Genomic DNA, 16,593 nt, shown 5'->3' on the forward strand with positions numbered 1-16,593 from the left:
ATAATTTCATCTGTATTAATAATAGAGCCCGCGCATGGACCGTTTCCAGGAAATGCAGGTGTTCGTCCGGATCGCCGAGCGGCGCAGTTTCTCCAAGGCGGCCGAGGATCTGCGGATTCCGCGGGCCACCGTCACCAATCTGATCAAGCGCATGGAAAAGCGCCTGGGCGCGCGCCTGCTGGAACGCACCACGCGCCAGGTGCGGCTGACCCATGACGGCGAGGCCTATTACCGGCGCTGCGTGCGCCTGCTGGCCGACCTGGAGGAAGCGGACGGTGCCTTCCTGAACACCGCGCCCAAGGGCCTGTTGCGGGTCAACATGCAGGGCACCCTGGCGCGGGTGTTCGTGATGCCGGCGTTGCCGGGCTTCCTGGAGCGTTATCCCGACCTGGTGCTGCACCTGGGCGAAGACGACCGTCTGGTGGACCTGGTGCGCGAGGGCGTGGACTGCGTGCTGCGCGCCGGCACGCTGCAGGACTCATCGCTGGTGGGGCGCCAGATCGCCCTGATGCCGCAGGTCACCGTCGCCAGTCCGGCCTACCTGGCGCGCTACGGCGAACCGGCCACGCTGGATGATCTGGAAGGGCACCGAGCGGTGGACTATGTGTCCTCGTCCAGCGGCCGCAGCCTGCCGCTGGATTTCACGGTGGACGGGCGCAACGTGCTGGTGCGGCCGGGCTCGGTCATCAGCGTCAGCGGCGCCGAGCTCTACGCCAGCGCGGCGCTGGCCGGGCTGGGGTTGGTCCAGGTGCCGCGCTACCGCGTGGCCGAGGACCTGGCCGCCGGCCGGCTCAAGCTGGTGCTGCCCGGCGCGCCGCCGGCGCCGATGCCGGTGTCGGTGCTGTATCCGCAGAACCGCCAGGTGTCGGCGCGGGTACGGGTGTTCAGCCAGTGGCTGGCCGGCATCTTTGGCCGCGCCTTCGGCCAGGACGATCAGACGATGCCGGTCAGGTAGTACACCGCGATCACCAGGAACACCGACAGCGTCGAGATCAGGGTGATGGCGAAGATGTCGCCGTAGGACTGGCGGTGCGTCAGGCCGGTGACGGCCAGCAGCGTGATGACGGCGCCGTTGTGCGGCAGCGTGTCCATGCCGCCCGAGGCCATGGCGGCGATGCGGTGCAGCACCTCCATGGGGATGCCGGCCGCCTGGGCGCTGTCGATGAAGGTCTGCGCCATGGCCGCCAGGGCGATGCTCATGCCGCCCGAGGCCGAACCGGTGATGCCGGCCAGCGAGGTCACCGCCACCGCCTCGCCCACCAGCGGGTCGGGAATCGCCTTGAGCGCGCTGGCCACCATCAGGAAGCCGGGCAGCGCCGCGATCACGCCGCCAAAGCCATATTCCGCCGCCGTATTCATCGACGCCAGCAGCGCGCCCGAGACCGCGCTCTTGCTGCCTTCGGCGAAATGCGCCTTGATGTGCGAGAACGAGAACAGCAGGATGGTGGCGATGCCGGCTATCAGCGCGCCCATCACCGCCCACAGCGCCACCTGGTCATGCGCGTTGACCGGCAGGGGCTGCGGCAGGCCGGGCAGTTCGACCTGCGAGCCGGCCGGGTACCAGCCGGGAATCCAGCGCGTCAGCAGGAAGTTGGCCACGCCCACCACCACCAGCGGCAGCAGCGCGACCAGCGGGTGATGCTCGCGTCCGCCGGCGGGCGTGTCCGGTTCGTTGCGCAGTTCGGTGCCGTAGCCTTCGCCCGCCAGCGCGGCGCGCTTGCGGCGCCATTCCAGGTAGGCCACCCCGACGGTCAGCGTGAAGGCCGCGCCGATCAGCCCCAGCCAGGGCGCGGCCCAGGTGGTGGTTTCAAAGAAGGTGGTGGGGATGATGTTCTGGATCTGCGGCGTGCCGGGCAGCGCCGTCATGGTGAAGGTGAACGCGCCCAGCGCGATCGCGCCCGGCATCAGCCGCTTGGGAATGCCGCCCTGGCGGAACATCTCGGCCGCGAACGGGTAGACCGCGAATACCACCACGAACAGCGACACGCCGCCGTAGGTCAGCACCGCGCACACCAGCACGATCGCGATGATGGCGCGCTCGGCGCCGATCAGCCGCAGCACCGCCTGCACGATGGCGCGCGAGAAGCCGGACAGCTCGATCAGCTTGCCGAACACCGCGCCCAGCAGGAACACCGGGAAATAGAGCTTGGCGAAGCCCGCCATGCGCTCCATGAAAATGCCCGAGAACACCGGCGCCAGCGCCGACGGGTCGGTCAGCAGCACCGCGCCCATGGCCGCGATGGGCGCGCAAAGGATGACGCTGTAGCCTCGATACGCCGCCAGCATCAGGAATGCCAGCGCCGCCACCACGATAAACAATCCGGTCATTCGTTACTCCAGGAATGAAGGGTCAAGGGGTGTGGGGCTACACCTTAACCGATCGTTCCGGGCGGCTGTTTGACAGGGCGGGATGCCGGCCCGTTGTCGGACCGGACCCCATGCGCGCGTCAGTAAGTGGCGCGCAGCGTCAGCATCACGTTGCGCGGTTCGCCGTAGATGCCGTAGAAGTTGGACGGCACGCGGGCGTAGTAGTGGCGATCGAAGACGTTGTTCAGCGTCAGCGAGGCGTCCAGGTTGCGGTTCACCTTGTAGCCGACCTGCGCGTCGACCACCGCGTAGCCGCCTTGCCACGAAACGTTGTTGCGGCTGGTGCGGCTCTGCGCGCGCACGCCGCCGCCCACGCGCCAGCCCGGCAGCACGTCGGGCGTGAAGCGATAGGTGGTCCAGACCTTGAACAGGTGCTTGGGCGTTTCCGGGTTGACGATCTGGCCTTCCTGCGTCGGGTCGGACAGGTAGCGGGTCTGCAGGTAGGTGTAGCCGGCGTACAGGTCCCAGTTGGGCAGCAGGCGGCCGCTGATCTCGGCCTCGACGCCCTGGCTCTGGGCCTCGCCCTGCGCCAGGTAGCGGCCCGGGTTGGCGTCGTCGGCCACCGCGCGGTCCTTGTCGCGGATGCGGAACAGCGCCAGCGAGGCATTGGCCGCGCCGTCCAGGAACTGGCCCTTCAGGCCGATCTCGTACTGCTTGCCGGTGCGCGGCTTGAGCGGCTTGCCGTCGGCCGTCATCTGCCAGGCTTCCGAGAAGGCGTAGATGTCCGAATAGCTGGCATAGGCCGACAGCCACGAATTCAACTGCGCCACCGCGCCGTAGTAGGGCACGAACTTGCGCACCTCGGGATCGCGCTGGGTGTCGCCCGCCACCGGCAGGATGGCCTGGGTAGCGTTGCGGTACCAGCTCTGGCGTCCGCCCACGATCAGCGTCAGCGGGTCGGCCACGTTCAAGCTCAGCTGGCCGTAGACGCCCATCTGGCTGGACTTGGAGTCGTCGCCCGAGGTGTAGGGCAGGTCCGGATCGGGCACGTCGATGTCGTGGATCGACACGTTGCTGATGTTCATGCCGCCGGAGCGGCTGTCCTGGCGCCGCTCGGCGTAGTTGGCGCCGATCATGGCCTGGTGGGTGCGGCCCAGCAGGCTGAAGGGGCCGGAGGCATGGGTATCGAAGCCGATCCAGCGGATCTGGTCCTTCTGCACCTGCAGGCGGTAGCCGGCGCGGTCGTTGGCGGGATTGACCGGGCCGTTGACGTAGCCGTAGCGGCTGTCCATGTCGGTCGAGCGGTAGTTCATCGACACCTGGCCGGTCCAGCCATTGGCGAAGCGGTGGCTCAGTTCCGAATAGATTTCCGACAGGGTGGTGTCGCCGCGCGACCAGTCGGTGCCGTAGAAGCCCTTGCGCGGCGAGTCGATGATGTGGCCGTTCGAGTAGATCGACAGGCCGTAGTCGAACGGCGCCTCGCGCTGGCGTTGGTAGGCCGCCGACAGCGTCAGGGTGGTGTTGGCGGTCAGATCGAATTCGAGCGAGCCGTAGGCCAGGCCCTGGCGATTGTGGGCCTTGTCGAAGAAGAAGTCGCGGTCCTGCGCGGCCAGGCCGGCGCGGGCGCGCACCCGGCCGTCGGCCGTGATCGGGCCGGTCGCGTCCAGTTCGGTGCGGTAGTTGTTCCACGAGCCGGCCATCACCGCGCCGGTCAGGCTGAAGGCGTCTTGCGGCCGCTTGCGCACCAGGTTGACGGTGCCGGCGGGGCTGCCGAAGCCCTGCAGCAGGCCGGCCGGGCCGCGCAGCACCTCGACGCGGTCGTACAGCGCCAGGTCGAACTGGGGCAGGTACTGCAGCGCGCCGTTGGCCGGCACGCCGTCGAACTGCACGTCGGTCTCGTAGCCGCGCGCGGTGAAGTAGGCGGTGCCGTCGCCGTAGGTCATGGCGCTGACGCCGGTGGTCTGGCGCAGCGCGTCCTCCACCGTGACCATGTTCTGGTCGTCCATGCGCTGGCGCGTCACCACCGACACCGAGTTGGGGATGTCGCGCACATTGGCGCCGGTCTTGCCGACGGTGACGGTATTGGCGGTGTAGGACTGCGAACCCTCGGTCTGGCCGGGGTCCGACAGCTTTTCGGCGGCACCGGTGACTCGCACGGGACTCAGTTGCGGCACCTCGTCGGCGGCGCGGGCCAGGACGGGCAGGCCGGCCTGGGCCAGCAGGGCGGCGGCGAGGGTCAGGCGGAAGGCGGGGAGGCGGCGTGGGACAAATGCGACAGGGGGAAGTGCGACGGGCGTCATTTTCTTTTGAAAACAATGGGAATCATTTGCATTAATGATAAAAAGCAAGTTCCCTGTTTGCTGGACAGAAAATGTCGAAAAACGGACATAACTGGCTGGATTGGGGGCCGATCAACCCTTGCTATCGAAATCCCGCCAATGCGTGAGTTTCCCCTCGATGCGCCGCCCGTGGTGGCGCGCTCGTTCCACTACGAAGATGGCCAGCGGCAAGAGCCGCATTCGCACGAGCGCATCCAGCTGATGTATTCGCCCACCGGCATCATGCGCGTCATGACCGAGGACGGCGCCTGGCTGCTGGCGCCGATGCGCGCGCTGTGGATTCCGCCCGGCGTGGCGCACGAGGTGCGCATGGTCGGCCAGGTGACGATGCGCTCGGCCTTCATCGCGCCGGACGCCGCGCCCTGGCTGTGGAAAGATACCTGCGCGCTGGACGTGGCGCCGCTGATGCGCGAACTGATCCTGGCGCTGAACCAGCCGGCGGCGCGCCACGGGCCCGTGCAGCGCCTGAGCGCCGAGCTGTTGCTGAACCTGCTGGCCGGCACCGAGCGGCAGCATCGCCAGTTGCCGCTGCCGTTCGACCGGCGCCTGCGCAAGGTCTGCGCCGCCGTGCTGCAATCGCCCGGCAACGACGACACGCTGGAGCAGTGGGGCGAACGGATGGGCGCCAGCGCGCGCACGCTGGCGCGGCGCATGAAGGACGAGACCGGCATGAGCTTTCACAACTGGCGGCTGCAGGTACGCATCGACGAGGGCATCTGCCGGTTGTTGCAGGGGCAGTCGGTGGTGAACGTGGCGCGGACGCTGGGGTATGCCAGCGCGAGCGCCTTCGTCTATATGTTCCGCAATGTGATGGGGGTGTCGCCGACGCGGTATCTGGAGCAGATCGCCGGCGGTTGAGGCGGGGACGCCGGTTCTAGCGGTCCAGTAACGCCAGCGCCTGCCTGGCGATCTCCAGGTCGATCGCCGCATCGTCTCCATCGCCCATGAACCAGGCCGCCGACAGCCCGCACCAGGCCACCACCCATTGCAGCAGCCGGCGGCGCTCCAGTCCGGATTCCTCCAGCACGATGCCAAGGCGGCGCTCGAAGCGGCCCGGCGCGATGGCCACCGGGGGCTCCGGATCGGACAGGTCGGGGTTGCAGAAGATATTGGCGTAATCGAAGGCCCGTTCACCGTACAGGCGCTTGGGGTCGATCACCAGCCAGCCGCGTTCGCCGAAGTCCAGGACATTGTCGTGGTGCGCGTCGCCGTGCAGCACCACCTGGTCGCGCGGGTCGTCCAGCAGCGCGCGGGCGAAGCGGGCGCTGTGCGCCAGGATGCCGCCGCGCGCCCGCGCCATCGGCCACAGCTCGACGAACCATTCTTCCAGCGACCGCAGCGGCGGCAGCGGCCTGGCGCGCGGCGCGTGCAGCTCGCGCAGCACGCCGCACAGGATGCGGGTGGCTTCGTCGTCGCGGCCGTTGCGGGCATAGCCGGCCAGCGAGCGCGTGCCGGTGGCGCGTTCGAGCAGGATGGCGTCGCCGTCGTGCGCCAGGACCCGCGCGGCGCCGTGGCCGTCCCACCAGGTCATCAGCACGCCGCCTTGCCGTTCGTCTTCCTCGACCGCGACCTTCAGCATCGCCGGCACGCCGGCCTGGCGCACCGGCAGCAGGCGCGCGGCATGGGTCGTGATGGGGGCGCCATCGGGCACGAGGTTCCAGCGGGACAGGTAGGTGTCGAACATGGGCGGGCGGGTAGGGCGCCGGGTCGGCGGCGGGCAGGGCTACGGTATCAGAGAATGCCGGCCGCCGCCGCCAGCGCCGCCGCCTTGCGCGCGATGGCCGCCACGCCGAAGCTGGTGGCCAGCGCCTGGCCGTCCAGTTCGGCCAGGGACACCCAGCGGGCGTCCAGCGCATCGTCGCCGGCCACCGGTTCGCCCGACTGCCAGCGGCACAGTACCGCGACCAGGATGTAATGGCGGCGCAGCGCGCCGCTGTCGTCGTGGTCGAACACGTCGACGGCGTCGAACACCTGCAGCGCCTGCGCGCGCACGCCGCATTCTTCGAACAGCTCGCGCGCGGTCGCGTCTTCGAGGCGCTCGCCGGCCTCGATCTTGCCGCCGGGAAAGGCCCAGCGGCCCTGGTCCGGCGGGTTGGCGCGGCGCACCAGCAGCACGTGGCCGTCGCGCAGCACGGCGGCGATGGTGGCGGGGATGGGGCGGGAAGGCTGGGCGGTCATGGCAGGTCGGGCGAGAGGCCGTCGAGCATCATCGCCAATCCATATTCGAAGGTCGCGTCCGGTCCCTGCCGGTCCAGCGCCTTCATGGTGCGTGCCAGGGCGGGCGGGGGCGCGGGCGGCGCGACGCGCTCGGGCGCGGCGGCCTCGCCGGCCTGCTGTTCCATCACCGAGCCGACCACGTAGTGGCTGATGGCCACCAGCGCATTGGCGGCCCGCAGCGGCGTGAAGCCCGCGTCGCACAGCAGCTTGATCTGCGCCTGGACGCGATCGTATTGCGGTTCGGCGGGGCGGGTGCCGGCGTGGATGCGGGCGCCGTCGCGACAGGCCAGCAGCGCGCGGCGGAAGCTGCGCGCGTTGGCGTACAGGAATTCCTTCCAGGGGCCGCCCGGAGACGGCAGGGTATGCATGTGCTCGCGCATCATGGCGTCCGACAGCGCGTCCAGCAGCGCCTGCTTGCTCTTGAAATGCCAGTACAGCGCCGGTTGCTGCACGCCCAGGCGTTCGGCCAGCTTGCGCGTGGTCAGGCCGTCCACGCCCACCTCGTTCAGCAAGTCCAGCGCGGCGGCGATGACGGCGTCGCGTTGCAGTTTGGCCATAGGGACTCCTTGTTGGGCTGGATAATTTATCACTGATCAATTTATGATGCACAAACTTATCACTGATAAATTATTGCCTCGATGCCGGACCGCGCCATTGCCTTGCTGTTGTTCATCGTCACCCTGGATGCCGCGGGCGCCGGGTTGATCATGCCGGTGCTGCCGGGCCTGCTCGACCAGCTTGGCGATGCCGCGGCCACGCCGGCCCATTACGGGGTGCTGCTGTCCCTGTATGCGCTGGCGCAGTGCCTGGCCGCGCCCGTGCTGGGCGCGCTGTCGGATCGCTACGGAAGGCGGCCGGTGCTGCTGGTGTCGCTGGCGGGCGCCGCCGTCGACTATCTGGTGATGGCGGCCGCGCCGGCATTGTGGGTGCTGTACGCGGGACGCATCCTGGCGGGCATTACGGGCGCCACCGGCGCGGTGGCCGGCGCCTGCATCGCCGACGCCGGCGATCCGTCGCGGCGCGCGCGGCGCTTCGGCCAGTTGTCGGCCTGTTTCGGGCTGGGCATGATCCTCGGGCCGGCGCTGGGCGGCCTGGCGGGCCTGGCCGGCGCCCGCATGCCGTTCGTGGCGGCCGCGGCGGCCAATGGCGTGGCCTTACTGACGGCCCTGGCGTGGCTGCCGGAATCGCGCCGGGGCGCTCGCGCGCCGTGGTCGTGGCGCGCGCTGGATCCGATTGGCGGCCTGCGCCAGGCACTGGGCGGCAAGAACCTGGCCGGCCTGCTGTGGGTGTTCCTGGTGATGCAGATGGCGGGGCAGGTGCCGGGATCCCTATGGGTGCTGTACGGACAGGACCGCTTTCAGTGGGACGCGGCGGCGGTGGGCCTGTCGCTGGCCGGGTTCGGCGCCTTGCACGCCGTGGCGCAGGCGACGCTGCCGGGCCCGTTGAGCGCGCGCTTGGGTGAGCGCGGCGCGCTGGTGGTGGGCATGGCGGCGGACGCGGCAGGTTATGTCCTGCTGGCGTGCGCCACGCAGGGCTGGATGGCGGCGCCGCTGATGCTGCTGCTGGCCGCCGGCGGCGTGGGCGCGCCGGCGTTGCAGGCGCTGCTGTCGGCGCGGGCGGGCGCGGGCAGCCAGGGGCAGTTGCAGGGCGCCATGAACAGCCTCGCCAGTGCCGCCGCGATCGCCGGCCCGCTGGCCTTCACCACGTTGTACGCGGCCAGCGTCGGCGGCTGGACCGGCTGGCCCTGGGTGGCGGGCGCGGCGCTCTACCTGCTGTGCGCGCCGACGCTGGCGCGGCTGGGCGCGCCTGGCGACGCGGCGCCGCGGGCCCGCTAGCAGATCGCCCGTCCGGGCCGCGGCGGCCTAGCGCAAATCCCGGTAGTGGCGGCCCGCCCCTTGGTGCACACTGTCAGGCGCGCCGCCATGAGCGCGTTGGATAACGACAGGGCCTGCGCTCGGGCTCGCGGGGGGAAGCAGCATGGACACGCCGGACAGGCAATTGCGCTATTTCGTGCGGATCGCGGAATTGAAATCGCTGTCGCGGGCCGCCGAGGACCTGGACCAGACCCAGTCCGGCCTGAGCCGCCAGCTGGCGGCGCTGGAAGCCCACGTGGGCAAGCCGCTGTTCGTGCGCACCGGCCGCGGCGTCGAACTGACCGAGGCGGGCGCGCGGCTGCTCGATGGCATCCTGCCGGCCTATCGCAGCATCGACCAGACGCTGGAGGCGGTGCGCCAGCGCGAAGGCGTGACGCAGGGCTCGGTGCGGTTGGCTACGGTGCATACGCTCAGCTACTACTTCATGGCCGAGGTGGTGGCGCAATTCGTCAGCAGCCGCGAGCACGTCAATCTGTCGGTCATGGGTCGCAGTTCGCCGGAGGTGGTGGCGCTGGTGGAAAGCGGCAAGGCCGACATCGGCTTCGTCTATGACGCCGCGGTGGCCTCTGACGCGCTGGCCTCGACGCCGCTGTTCGACGACGACATGTGCCTGATCGTGCGGCATGGGGTCGCGGTCGAGGATGGCGCCGACCTGGCCGCCATGACGCTGCGGCTGGTGGGTTTTCCGCCGCATTACGCGTTGCGCAAGATGATCCACAGCGCCGGCCTGCAGCCCGAGTTCGTGGCCGAGGCCGAAACCATCGACGCCATGCTCAAGCTGGTTTCCTCGGGGGTGGGCGCCTGTATCCTGCCCTCGCGCATCCCCGACAAGCTGCTGGCCGACTACGGCCTGCGCAAGGTCGTCATCCGCCAGCCGGTGCTGCGCCGGCGGGTGGTGGCCATCACGCTGGCGCAGCGGCCGCCGCTGCCGCTGGTGCGCGAGCTGCTGGACTGCGCCCGCCGCATCGCGCGGGATTGAGTCGGCGTTTACCCGTACCGCTCCGCCGGCGCCCCTGGGGAGCGCCGCGCCGAATAGCTGCTATGAGCGCCGCTGCATGGCTCGCCGGCGGGGCGCTTTCCATACTGTCCGCCAAGGCGCGCCCTCCGTGCGCGCCACCCGACCGCATCAGGAGGCGGCAGCATGGACAACACCCTGCGCGAAAAAGCGTACTTCGACACCCGCGCCACCCAGGAAATGGCGCAGCACCTGCGCGCCGTGCCGCGCACCATCCAGGAGACCATGGCCTATGCCTGCCGCATCCTGGCAATGACCGAGCAGGAAGCCGGCCTGGCCGGCCAGATCAGTGTGCGTTCAGAGCGCCCCGGCGCCTACTGGACGCTGCGCTTCGGCCTGGGTTTCGACGAAGCCACGCCGGCCGACTTCATCGAGGTCGACCGTGACCTGCACACGCTCACGGGCGAGGGCATGGCCAATCCGGCGACGCGTTTCCACCTGTGGGTCTACGAGGCGCGACCCGACGTGCAATCCATCATCCACACCCATTCGCCCTGGGCCTCGGCGCTGGCGGCGGCGCGCCAGCCGCTGGTGATCGCGCAGATGGACATGACGCCGCTGCACGACGACTGCGCCTTCCTGGGCGAATGGCCCGGGGTGCCGATCGCCGACCAGGAGGGCGTCATCATCTCGGGCGCGCTGGGCGCCAAGCGCGCCATCATCCTGGCGCACCATGGCTACCTGACGGCCGGCGCTTCCTGTGAAGAGGCGACCTACCTGTCGGTCTACCTGGAACGGGCGGCGCGCATGCAGATCCGCGCGCAGGCCTTCGGGCCGCTGACGCCGGTGGACGACGCGCTGGCGCGCGAGGCCCACGACTACCTGCTCAAGCCGTCGATCGTGCGCGCCACCTTCGACTACTGGTGCCGCCAGACGCATGGCGTCGCGCCGCTGCCGCGGCCCGCCCGCTGATTCGACGCCGCTCACATACCTATATCTCCAAGGGGAAGTCACGATGATGACGACCAAGACAGCGCCCGCGCGTTCGCGCCGGGACTACGTAACGGCCGGCCTGGCCAGCATGATGGGCACCACCATCGAGTGGTACGACTTTTTCCTGTACGGCACGGCCGCCGCGCTGATCTTCAACAAGATCTTCTTTCCGTCGTTCGATCCGCTGACCGGCACGCTGGCCGCGTTCGCTACCTATTCGGTGGGCTTTTTCGCGCGGCCGCTGGGCGGCGTGATCTTCGGCCACTACGGCGACAGGATCGGCCGCAAGTCCATGCTGCTGATCACCTTGCTGCTGATGGGCGTGCCCACCATCCTGATCGGCCTGATCCCGTCGTATGAGCAGATCGGCTACTGGGCCGCGGTGCTGCTGGTGCTGATGCGTTTTCTGCAGGGCATCGCGGTGGGCGGCGAGTGGGGCGGCGCCGTGCTGATGGCGGTCGAGCACGCGCCGCAGGGCAAGAAGGGCTTTTTCGGCAGCCTGCCGCAGGCCGGGGTGGCGCCGGGCCTGATCCTGTCGTCGCTGGCGATGGGCGCGGTGGCCGGGCTGCCGGAGCAGGACATGCTGTCGTGGGGCTGGCGCCTGCCGTTCCTGGCCAGCGTGGTGCTGCTGGCGGTGGGCTGGTTCATCCGCGTCAAGGTGGCCGAATCGCCCGACTTCGAGCAGATGCGCGACAAGGGCGCCAAGGTCGAGGTGCCGGTGGCGGCCGTGCTGCGCCATCACCGGCGCGCGCTGTGGACGGTGGTGGGCGCGCGGCTGGCCGAGGTCACCTGGTTCTACACGGTGGTCACGTTTTCGCTGGCCTACGCCACCGGCACGCTGGGCATTCCCCGTGCGGTGATGCTGGACGCCACCATCTGGGGCGCGGCATTGGCGTTGTTCACCATGCCGCTGTTCGGCATGCTGGGCGACCGCATTGGCCACAAGTGGGTGTTCATGGCCGGCGCGGTCGGCATCCTGGCGTGCGCGCCGCTGTTCTTCCAGTTGCTGGCCACCGGCCAGACCGGCTGGATCATCGTCGCGGTATGCCTGGCGGTGGGATTGGTCTACGCTTGCCTGTACGGCCCCGAGGGCACGCTGTTCTCCAGCCAGTTCCCGGCCGAGGTGCGCTACACCGGCATCTCGCTGGCGGTGCAGGTATCCGGCGCGATCGGCGGCGGCCTGGCGCCGATCGTCGCGACCTGGCTGCTGGCGCGCGCCGGCGGCGATCCGAAATACGTGGTGTGGTACCTGAGCGCGCTGGGCGTGGTGGCGGTGTTCAGCGCCTGGCGCATGCGCGGCGATGCGCCGGCGCAGGCCGCGCTGGGCGTGCCGGCCGGCGCCCGGACCTGAGGACGACATGAAGACCATCGACTATTACTTCTGGCTGAACTCCGACTGGGCCTACCTGGGGGCCGACCGGCTGGAGGCGCTGGCGGCGCGCCAGCAGGCGCGCATCCGCTACCTGCCGGTGGACCTGCCCGAGGTCTATGCGCGCACCGGCGGCGTGCTGCTGGGCCAGCGCGCGCCTGAACGCCAGGCCTATCGCGTGACCGAGCTGGCGCGCTGGTGCCGCAAGCTCGGTATCCACGTCAATGCCACGCCGGCCCACATGTGCCCGGACGCCGGGCTGGCCTCGCGCCTCGTGATCGCGGCCGATGCCGCCGGCTTGCCGGTGGCGGCCCTGTACAAGGCCATCCTGGCCGCCGAGTGGTGCGAGGAGCGGGACATCTCGTCGCCGGACACGCTGCGCGCCATCGCGCGGGAACAGGGGTTGGATGCCGGCGCGCTGATGGCCGCCGCCGAACAGCCGGCGGCGCGGCGGGCCTACCGCGACAACACCGACGCGGCGGTGGCGGCCGGGGTGTTCGGCTCGCCGTCGTACGTGTATCGCGGCGAGCTGTTCTGGGGCCAGGACCGGCTGGAGATGCTGGAAGAGGCGGTCGCCGCCTCGCGCTGAACGCAGGCGGGCGCCGCGAGCCCGGGGCGCTTTCGCGGCTCGTGGCGCCATTGTCGTTCGGCCCCGGGCGATGATGCCGTGGCGGCGCCGTCGCCAGGGCCAGCCAGCGCCGGCGGACCGGCCCGCCGGTCTACTTCGCCGCCGCCTTCACCAGCGGGCAGGTCGACTTGGACAGCGGCATGAAGGCCTCGTCGCCCGGCAGCGTCGCCACCAGCTTGTAGTAGTCCCAGGGCCGCTTGGATTCGGCTGGCGTCTTCACCTCGAACAGGTACATGTCGTGGACCATGCGGCCGTCCTCGCGGATGCGGCCGTTGGTGGCGAAGAAGTCATTGATCGGCATGGCCTTCATCTGCTTCATCACCGCGTCGGGCGCGTCGGTGCCGGCGGCCTGCACCGCCTTCAGGTAGTGCATCACCGAGGAATAGGTGCCGGCCTGGCTCATGTTGGGCATTTTCTTGAGCTTGTCGTAGTAGCGCTGCGACCAGGCGCGGGTCTGGTCATTCATGTCCCAGTAGAAGGCCTCGGTCAGCATCAGGCCGGCCGCCGCATCCAGGCCGATGGCGTGGATGTCGTTGATGTACAGCAGCAGGCCGGCCATCTTCTGGCCGCTTTGCGTCAGGCCGAATTCGCGCGCCGCCTTGATGGCGTTGACCGTGTCGCCGCCGGCGTTGGCCAGGCCGACGATCTGGGCGCGGCTGGCCTGCGCCTGCAGCAGGTACGAAGCGAAATCGCTGGTGCCGATGGGATGGCGCGCGGCGCCCAGCACGGTGCCGCCGCGGGCTTTCACCACCTCGGTGGCCGAGGCCTGCAGGGTGTGGCCGAAGGCGTAGTCGGCGGTCAGGAAGTACCAGCTCTTGCCGCCGCGGTCGACGGTGGCGCGGGCGGTGGTGTTGGCCAGCGACCAGGTGTCGTAGGTGTAGTGCACCGAATACGGCGAGCACAGGTCGTTGGTGATGCGCTCGGTGCCCGGGCCGCTGAACACCACGATCTTCTTTTTCTCGCGCGCCACCTCCAGCACCGCCAGGGCGGGCGCCGAGCCGGCCACGTCCAGGATGGCGTCGACCTTCTGCGTGTCGTACCACTCGCGGGCGCGGGCGGCGGCGATGTCGGCCTTGTTCTGGTGGTCGACCACCAGCAGGTCGATTTTCCTGCCCAGCACCTTGCCGCCGAAGTCGTCGATGGCCATCTGGGCGGCCGTGGCGCTGCCCTTGCCGGTCACGTCGGCATAGATGCCGCTCATGTCCAGGATCAGGCCGAGGCGGACGATATCGTCGGAAATGGCGGCGGGGGTGGTCTGCGCCATGCTGGCGGCGCCGACGAACAGGGTGGCGCCGCAGGCCGCGGCCATGGCTACGGCGCGCGGGAAGCGGCGGGGAGGGGGGCTGCGATGCTGCGAAATCCGGGGCATGGGGGTCATGGTTGTCTCCATTTATGGTTATGCCGGATGCTTGCGGGCACTGCGGGCGCTTTGGCCGGATGGCCGCGCTTTTGTGATGGGTCGGGAACAGCGGGCGAACGCGGGTTGGCGCGTGCGCCGCCGGCCGCGCGTCGGCCGGCGAAGTCTCCTGGGAAGGTCGGTGGCGCTAGCGCTGGCTCAACAGGTCGAACTCCATGCGCACCTTGCGGAACGGAAATTCCAGCCGCGCGAAATACACCACGCGGCCGTCGATGCAGGCGTAGCGGCGCAGCTCGGCCACCGGCGAGGACACCGGTATGCGCAGCGATTCGGCCGACTCCTGGCCGGCCTCGATCACATTGAGCACCTGGCGCGCCTCGCTGATGCGGGCGCCGTAGAACTGGTCCAGCACCGGCGCCACCGTGCTTTTCTGGATGCGGGCGCGATGCTTGCGGAACAGGCTGCTTTCCAGAAATACCTCGCTATAGCAGAACGGCCCGGCCTCGGTGGTGTGCACCCGCCGCAGGTACTGGAAACTGCCGCCGCGCTCCGCCGCGCACGGCATGCCCAGCGTGTCGGGCAGCGGCGAATCGGCGCTCGACTCCACCAGCGACACCGTGCCCAGCTGGTTGCTCAGTTCGACCGTCTCGGCCCAGGTCTTGGGAATCAGCAGCGTCGGCGTCTCCGGCAGGTCGGCGTTGACGAAGGTGCCGGACCCGCGCGAACGCCGGATCAGGCCGTCCTGTTCCAGCTGGCCGAGGGCCTGGCGGATGGTGGCGCGCGAGATGCCATAGGTTTCCATCAGCGCTTCCAGCGGCGGGATCTGCTGGCCCGGCCGCCAGGTGCGGTTCTGGATATGGCTGCGAAACAGCGCCGCCGCCTGCAGGTAGAGCGGTTGAGGGCTGTGCGAGAAAAGCGGGCGCGCGGGCATGGTCGGATCGGTCAGGAGGTGGCGGGGGCGGCGAGCAGGGCGTCGGCCATCTCGCGCAGCCGGTGTTTCTGGATTTTGACCGAATTGGCGCTTTCCACGGACGGAAACGCATCCAGCACCGTGAAGCCGGCGGGAACCTTGAAGCCGGCCATGGCCTGCTTGCAGGCCGCCGTCCAGCCGGTCGCGTCGGCGCTGGCGCCTTCCCGCAGCAGCACGAAGGCGTAGGGCACGGTCTTGCCGTCGCGGGTGGCGCCGACCACCTGGCAGGCGCGCACGCCGGGCAGCGTTTCCACCATCTGTTCGATCTCGACCGGATTCACCAAGAAGCCGGACAGGCGCAACGAGTCGCCCATGCGGGTCTGGAACACGAACTGGCGCGGGTTCAGGGTGTAGCCCAGGTCGCCGGTCCGGAAGTAGCCGTCGTCGGTGCAGGCGCGGGCGGTGGCCTCGGGGTTGTCGAGGTAGCCGCGCATGAGGCTGGGCGACAGGATTTCCAGCTCGCCCGATTCGCCGTGCGGCAGGATTGCGCCGCTGGCCGGGTCGCGCGCCCGCACCCGCGCCTCGGGATAGATCAGCGTGCCGCCTGGCTGGTGGCGCGCGGCCACGTCGCCCTCGGCGGGGTCGCGCGGCTGGCCGGCCACCAGCGCGATCAGTTCGCTGGACCCATACAGCCCCGTCAGCGGCACGCCGGCCGCGCGCGCCAGGTCCAGCATGTGGTCGAGCGCCGGCGTGAAGCTGGCGAAGCCGAACAGGCGCGCCGAGGCGAACGCGCCGGGCGCGGCCGCGCGCATCATGGCGACCAGCGCCTCGTTGTTGGCGTAGGTGTGGCTGACCCGGTGGCGCTGGATCGCGGCGGCCGATTCGGCCGCGTCGAACACCGGCGCGCACACCACCGGCACGCCCCGCGCCAGCCCGCCCGCCAGCGTGGCGAAGCCGAACGCGCCGCAGAACGGCGCGCTGGCCAGCACGCGGCTGTCGTCGTCGTAGCCGAACGCTTGCGCCACCGCGGCGCCGTGGCGCAGCAGGGTGCCCTGGTCATGCAGCACGAACTTCGGCTGCGAGGTGGTGCCGGACGTGGTGAAGCACAGCACGCCGGCGTCGGGCTGGGGCGGCGGGGGCGTGTCGGCGCAGGCGCGCAGGTCGGCGTAGCGGTGCACCGGCTTGCCGCGCAGCGACGCGGCGGCGGGTTCGTCCGTTTCGGACACGGCGACGATGCCTTGCAGCCGCGCCAGGTGTTCGGGCGCGACGCCGTCCAGGATGCCCTGGAAGTCGATACCCTTGAAGCCGGGCCAGAACACCAGCCAGTCGGCGCCGCCACGGCCGAGGATGTCGGCCAGTTCGAGGGCGCGAAAGCGCGTGTTGACGGCCAGCGCCAGCGCGCCCAGGTGGGCGCAGGCCAGGAAGGTCTCGACCCAGGCGGCGCAATTGGGCAGCCATACGGCCACGCGCTGGCCGGGCCGCACGCCGATGCGCGCCAGGCCGGCGGCCAGGGCGCGGCTGCGCGCGCGCAGTTCGGCGTGGCTGATGGCCCGGTCGCGGTCGATCAGGGCGGGGCGCCCGGGGTGGCGCGCCGCCAGGGCGTCGAGGTGTTGCGAAAAGAGGAGGGAGGATTGCGTCATGGCG

At 70.0% G+C, this 16,593-nt stretch carries 15 protein-coding genes; 7 read left to right on the forward strand and 8 right to left on the reverse strand.

Annotation, left to right across the window (positions count from 1 at the left end):
* Positions 1 to 34 precede the first annotated feature (34 nt).
* Positions 35 to 955: a LysR family transcriptional regulator gene (locus ACVN9Z_RS17970; protein WP_024068542.1), complete on the forward strand. Its 921-nt coding sequence runs from the start codon at positions 35 to 37 to the stop codon at positions 953 to 955.
* Here ACVN9Z_RS17970 and ACVN9Z_RS17975 read toward each other — a convergent pair.
* The gene (locus ACVN9Z_RS17975) at positions 934 to 2,328 is read right to left on the reverse strand and encodes a GntP family permease (RefSeq protein WP_006387010.1); all 1,395 of its coding nucleotides are present in this window, start codon (positions 2,326 to 2,328) and stop codon (positions 934 to 936) included. The genes ACVN9Z_RS17970 and ACVN9Z_RS17975 overlap by 22 nt on opposite strands.
* A gap of 119 nt (positions 2,329 to 2,447) precedes the next feature.
* Entirely contained in the window at positions 2,448 to 4,607 is a 2,160-nt protein-coding gene (locus tag ACVN9Z_RS17980; RefSeq protein ID WP_054485716.1) for a TonB-dependent siderophore receptor, read from the reverse strand.
* 138 nt (positions 4,608 to 4,745) lie between these two features.
* Here ACVN9Z_RS17980 and ACVN9Z_RS17985 point away from each other — a divergent pair, with 138 nt between their 5' ends.
* The gene (locus ACVN9Z_RS17985) at positions 4,746 to 5,504 is read left to right on the forward strand and encodes an AraC family transcriptional regulator (RefSeq protein ID WP_409142722.1); all 759 of its coding nucleotides are present in this window, start codon (positions 4,746 to 4,748) and stop codon (positions 5,502 to 5,504) included.
* A gap of 16 nt (positions 5,505 to 5,520) precedes the next feature.
* On the opposite strand, the gene ACVN9Z_RS17990 is transcribed toward ACVN9Z_RS17985, so the two are convergent.
* Genes ACVN9Z_RS17990 through tetR form a run of 3 tightly spaced genes read right to left on the reverse strand, consistent with a single transcriptional unit; the run spans position 5,521 to position 7,420 of the window.
* Positions 5,521 to 6,330 carry an aminoglycoside phosphotransferase family protein gene (locus tag ACVN9Z_RS17990; RefSeq protein ID WP_020927205.1) on the reverse strand — a complete coding sequence of 270 codons (810 nt, stop codon included), beginning with the start codon at positions 6,328 to 6,330 and terminating at the stop codon, positions 5,521 to 5,523.
* A 47-nt stretch (positions 6,331 to 6,377) separates the two neighbouring features.
* Positions 6,378 to 6,824, reverse strand: a complete 447-nt coding sequence (locus tag ACVN9Z_RS17995) for an NUDIX hydrolase (RefSeq protein WP_020927206.1) — start codon at positions 6,822 to 6,824, stop codon at positions 6,378 to 6,380.
* Positions 6,821 to 7,420, reverse strand: coding sequence for a tetracycline resistance transcriptional repressor TetR (tetR, locus tag ACVN9Z_RS18000; protein WP_053500190.1), 600 nt, complete (start codon positions 7,418 to 7,420; stop codon positions 6,821 to 6,823). Before tetR ends, ACVN9Z_RS17995 begins: the two co-directional genes overlap by 4 nt.
* 81 nt (positions 7,421 to 7,501) lie before the next feature.
* On the opposite strand from tetR, the gene tet reads away from it, so the two are divergent.
* From tet to ACVN9Z_RS18025, 5 genes are all read left to right on the forward strand, one after another.
* Positions 7,502 to 8,698, forward strand: a complete 1,197-nt coding sequence (gene tet, locus ACVN9Z_RS18005) for a Tet(A)/Tet(B)/Tet(C) family tetracycline efflux MFS transporter (RefSeq protein WP_054444198.1) — start codon at positions 7,502 to 7,504, stop codon at positions 8,696 to 8,698.
* Positions 8,699 to 8,840: 142 nt separating this feature from the next.
* On the forward strand, positions 8,841 to 9,716 hold the full coding sequence (locus tag ACVN9Z_RS18010) for a LysR family transcriptional regulator (RefSeq protein WP_006387017.1): 876 nt from the start codon (positions 8,841 to 8,843) through the stop codon (positions 9,714 to 9,716).
* A gap of 162 nt (positions 9,717 to 9,878) precedes the next feature.
* Positions 9,879 to 10,664 carry an aldolase gene (locus ACVN9Z_RS18015; protein ID WP_020927209.1) on the forward strand — a complete coding sequence of 262 codons (786 nt, stop codon included), beginning with the start codon at positions 9,879 to 9,881 and terminating at the stop codon, positions 10,662 to 10,664.
* Between the two features lie 43 nt (positions 10,665 to 10,707).
* On the forward strand, positions 10,708 to 12,036 hold the full coding sequence (locus ACVN9Z_RS18020) for an MFS transporter (RefSeq protein ID WP_049055120.1): 1,329 nt from the start codon (positions 10,708 to 10,710) through the stop codon (positions 12,034 to 12,036).
* A 7-nt stretch (positions 12,037 to 12,043) separates the two neighbouring features.
* On the forward strand, positions 12,044 to 12,643 hold the full coding sequence (locus ACVN9Z_RS18025) for a 2-hydroxychromene-2-carboxylate isomerase (protein ID WP_054471064.1): 600 nt from the start codon (positions 12,044 to 12,046) through the stop codon (positions 12,641 to 12,643).
* A 130-nt stretch (positions 12,644 to 12,773) separates the two neighbouring features.
* On the opposite strand, the gene ACVN9Z_RS18030 is transcribed toward ACVN9Z_RS18025, so the two are convergent.
* From ACVN9Z_RS18030 to ACVN9Z_RS18040, 3 genes are all read right to left on the reverse strand, one after another.
* Positions 12,774 to 14,051 (reverse strand): ABC transporter substrate-binding protein, encoded by a 1,278-nt coding sequence (locus ACVN9Z_RS18030; RefSeq protein WP_144415905.1) that lies wholly within the window; start codon positions 14,049 to 14,051, stop codon positions 12,774 to 12,776.
* 175 nt (positions 14,052 to 14,226) lie between these two features.
* Positions 14,227 to 14,970 carry a GntR family transcriptional regulator gene (locus ACVN9Z_RS18035; protein ID WP_006387022.1) on the reverse strand — a complete coding sequence of 248 codons (744 nt, stop codon included), beginning with the start codon at positions 14,968 to 14,970 and terminating at the stop codon, positions 14,227 to 14,229.
* 11 nt (positions 14,971 to 14,981) lie between these two features.
* Complete coding sequence (locus ACVN9Z_RS18040; RefSeq protein ID WP_054505579.1) at positions 14,982 to 16,589, reverse strand: AMP-binding protein; 1,608 nt, start codon at positions 16,587 to 16,589, stop codon at positions 14,982 to 14,984.
* Positions 16,590 to 16,593 lie beyond the last annotated feature (4 nt).

Source organism: Achromobacter sp. KK8, from assembly GCF_054188005.1.